Raw genomic sequence first — 3,227 nt, 5'->3', positions numbered from 1 at the left:
CCTTCGTTATCTTTTTCTATTTCAAGTTGCGCACCGAATGCTTTTAACATTTTTTCCGTATGATCTCGTGTCAGAACTGGTTCAATAACAGTTGTAGTGCCGGCGGTGTTGAGTCCAGCAAGCAGGATTGCTGATTTAATTTGGGAGGAAGCTATTGGAACACGGTAACGTATCGGATTAGCCATTTTCGGACCATAAAGCGTTAAAGGAAGGTGATCGTCGCGCGTTGCCTCAATTTCAACCCCCATGAGACGCAGTGGATCAAGGATACGTCCCATTGGACGTTTAGAGAGAGAAGAATCACCAATAAAGGTTGTTTTCATATGATACGGACCAACCATTCCCATAACCAAACGAGCACCTGTTCCAGCGTTTCCAAAGTCTAAAGGTTTTTGTGCAGCTAAAAGGCAACCATTCCCTGTTCCTCGTATGATCCAGAAGTCTTCTTTTTTAATAATACAGGCACCCATAGCTTGCATAGCAGCAGCTGTATTGAGTACATCAGCGCTTTCAAGTAATCCATGAATATATGTCTCACCACTTGCTAATCCTCCCAATATAAGAGAGCGATGAGAGATTGATTTATCTCCTGGTATTTGAATTTTTCCAGAGAGACTACTCGATTTATAGGTGGTTATAGGGATTGCTTTTTGCATGGAAATTCTATTTAATTCTATCTAACTTTTATGAAATTGTGCATCCTTTAGCACATGCTTTAAAAGACGTCATGAAAAAATCACTGTGGAACAGTGTATTTATCTTTGACAAAGGTATTATTTTTCGATTAAGCACCATAAAATTTATCTTTTAATGGAATAATAGTTAATCAAAGAGGCACGGCTTATGGCAAAACAAGAACTCGGAACTAAACGTGTTGATCCAGAAACAGGAAAAAAATTTTACGATCTAAATCGCGATCCTATTGTGTCGCCCTATACAGGAATTTCTTATCCGCGTTCTTACTTTGAAGTTGCAGCAGCTGAAGCAAATAATGAAGAAGAAGTTGATACTGAAGAGCTTGATACAGCACTTGAAAAATCTGCTTTTATGCTTCTTGAAGATGATGATGTGGATTCTAAAGATGACGATCTTCCTGATTTAGAAGATAGTGATGTAGATCTTGGTGATGATGATGATGATACATTTTTGTCTCATGATGGTGACGATGAAGATGATGACGTTACTGATATTCTCGGAGGCGGTGTTTCTAATGATGATGATGCTTAAAAGAAGTAAAAGAGGACATCTTTTCCATTAAATGTAAATTCTTCTTGATCTTCAAGTTTGATCGTTCTAGAAAAGCTGGAATTGTATACTGTCCTTTTGGGACAATTTGTTTTTATAGGGGCTATAGCTCAGCTGGGAGAGCGCTTGCATGGCATGCAAGAGGTCAGCGGTTCGATCCCGCTTAGCTCCACCAAAAGGGCTAACTGTTCTATCAAGGGAATTAATTATAATAAAAGATGTGTGCATCAATTTAAAAGGTTTATGTGCTCTGTAACCATTGATCCAGTAGCGCGTTCCTTGCTTTAATGCTATCATTATGCGTTTCTAATCATTTGTTGGATTGTAAAGTTTTACTTTACATAACAATGGAAAGAGATCATTTTTTATGCTTTATATAGAAATAAAAAAGGGGCTATTTAACTGACACCTTATATTTTCAAAGGACAAAATTTGAATCCTTCTTCACCACAAAATCATAATCTGTTAATTATCGATATCCTTTTAAAAGGTAAGAAGTTCCTAAACAAAGATTTGGGAATAGAAGACTAAGATATATTTTCCAATTATTGCGAAGCAGGACTTTTGTTGAATATTTTTAGTCTTATCAGATGTCCTAGCAATTTAAAAAATTATCCCCTTGAGTAGCATTCACCAACTCAATACTGAAGCATGTTAAATCTTAAATAACGTATTGTTATCATTATAAGTTATTTATATTATTAAGTGATAACTCTAAACAAAATAAACTTCTCTCACCATAAGCCATAACGCATTGAATCAATTGGATTCCTTCCTTACACATCACAAACGATGTTTGAGATGTAGGAGTAAAGCAGTACCATCATTATACTTTTCAATCCCTAATGTTGCAAAAATTCTTATATTTGAGAATGTATGTTCATAAAAAACATTTTTAGTCTTTTCTTTCACAGTTCTTATCCACATGCCCATTGTGCTTGTTATGTGCAAGCCAATGGTTTTATTGATTCAACCTCAAGAGATCTGAAACGATAAAACCCTACGCCATTCGAGATTCTTACTTTAATATAAATAACGATATATTATCTTTATAAATCAATATGCTTAAACCATTTAAGAAAAAGAATTAAAATGCTTCTCATAAATATTCTCAAATGCAAAAGCTATCACAGCATTGGAGGCTGACTTGTTACTTCATAGGCGCTACAAATCTTTCTCTGAATACTCCCTACCCTGAGTATTCATTGTGTGTAAAGTTGCATATACCTTATCATCCTATAAACGGGAGTGTTTTTACAATACAATAAGATAACTTCTTTCAATTAAGATGGACTGGATGGACGAGTATGTTTTATTTCATACAATACTAAATACACTTAGTTCTTTTGAAGACTGTATTGCCCTCTTTATACAAAATAACGTTTTTTCGTTTAATGCATTTCTCGTTTTTTTATATCGAATATTTTACCCTTTTTATAATGCCCGAATTGCATTTGTTTTAATTGCTATTTTATACGCTTAGTAAAGAAAATATTCATGTAATAATCAGCCAGTAATACGCATAATGAAAATAAAAATGATATTATATTTTAAAATTTTCATAATCTCTGGTACTTAGCCCAATGCGAAATGCCAGCGCTAAATAGAAGATAATTTCCATTGTAAATTTTTTAAACAAAGGAGGTAAAAATGTCGAGAGTATCTTCAAACACATTGTGTATTGCAAAAGCTTTCTGTCGCTTGAGTTTATTCTAAAGAAACAATTTATTTCATTGAACGATCGGAAAAACGACACTATTTTATCATATCATAAGGGTTTTTTCTTTCGAATAATTTCACCACATCAATTCTCTGATTGAGATTTTCAAAATCCTCCCTAACGCCACCCACATCTCTTTAATTGCTGTTCATAGAGCTTCGATATTCTCGCCATGCGCTGTGCTGCCTGTGAAAGTGCAACAGTGACATGCCCGCCACTACGCGCATAAGCACCATGTCCCATATGATAATTTAAATAAAGG

General features: G+C 34.7%; 2 protein-coding genes, 1 tRNA gene and 1 pseudogene. 2 read left to right on the top strand and 2 right to left on the bottom strand.

Annotated features, from left to right (window positions below; genetic code table 11):
• Nucleotides 1-656, bottom strand: a 656-nt coding sequence (locus ACFIO3_RS10505) for a 3-phosphoshikimate 1-carboxyvinyltransferase (RefSeq protein WP_375704429.1), incomplete at its 3' end; no start/stop codon positions are given.
• A gap of 187 nt (nt 657-843) precedes the next feature.
• Between ACFIO3_RS10505 and ACFIO3_RS10500 the strand changes: the two genes are divergently transcribed.
• Nucleotides 844-1,227 (top strand): TIGR02300 family protein, encoded by a 384-nt coding sequence (locus tag ACFIO3_RS10500; protein ID WP_375606158.1) that lies wholly within the window; start codon nt 844-846, stop codon nt 1,225-1,227.
• 117 nt (nt 1,228-1,344) lie between these two features.
• Nucleotides 1,345-1,420 (top strand) — tRNA-Ala (locus ACFIO3_RS10495).
• Between the two features lie 1,662 nt (nt 1,421-3,082).
• Here ACFIO3_RS10495 and ACFIO3_RS10490 read toward each other — a convergent pair.
• Nucleotides 3,083-3,227: pseudogene (locus ACFIO3_RS10490) on the bottom strand (hypothetical protein); the annotation flags it as partial.

The organism is Bartonella sp. AD328YNZD (assembly GCF_042196425.1).
Note: the sequence above shows the minus strand (reverse complement) of the source record. Positions and strands in the feature narration are given on the sequence as shown.

Coding starts and splice junctions, on each gene's coding strand:
- ACFIO3_RS10500 (WP_375606158.1), top strand. CDS start 844: ATGGCAAAACAAGAACTCGGAACTAAACGTGTTGATCCAGAAACAGGA.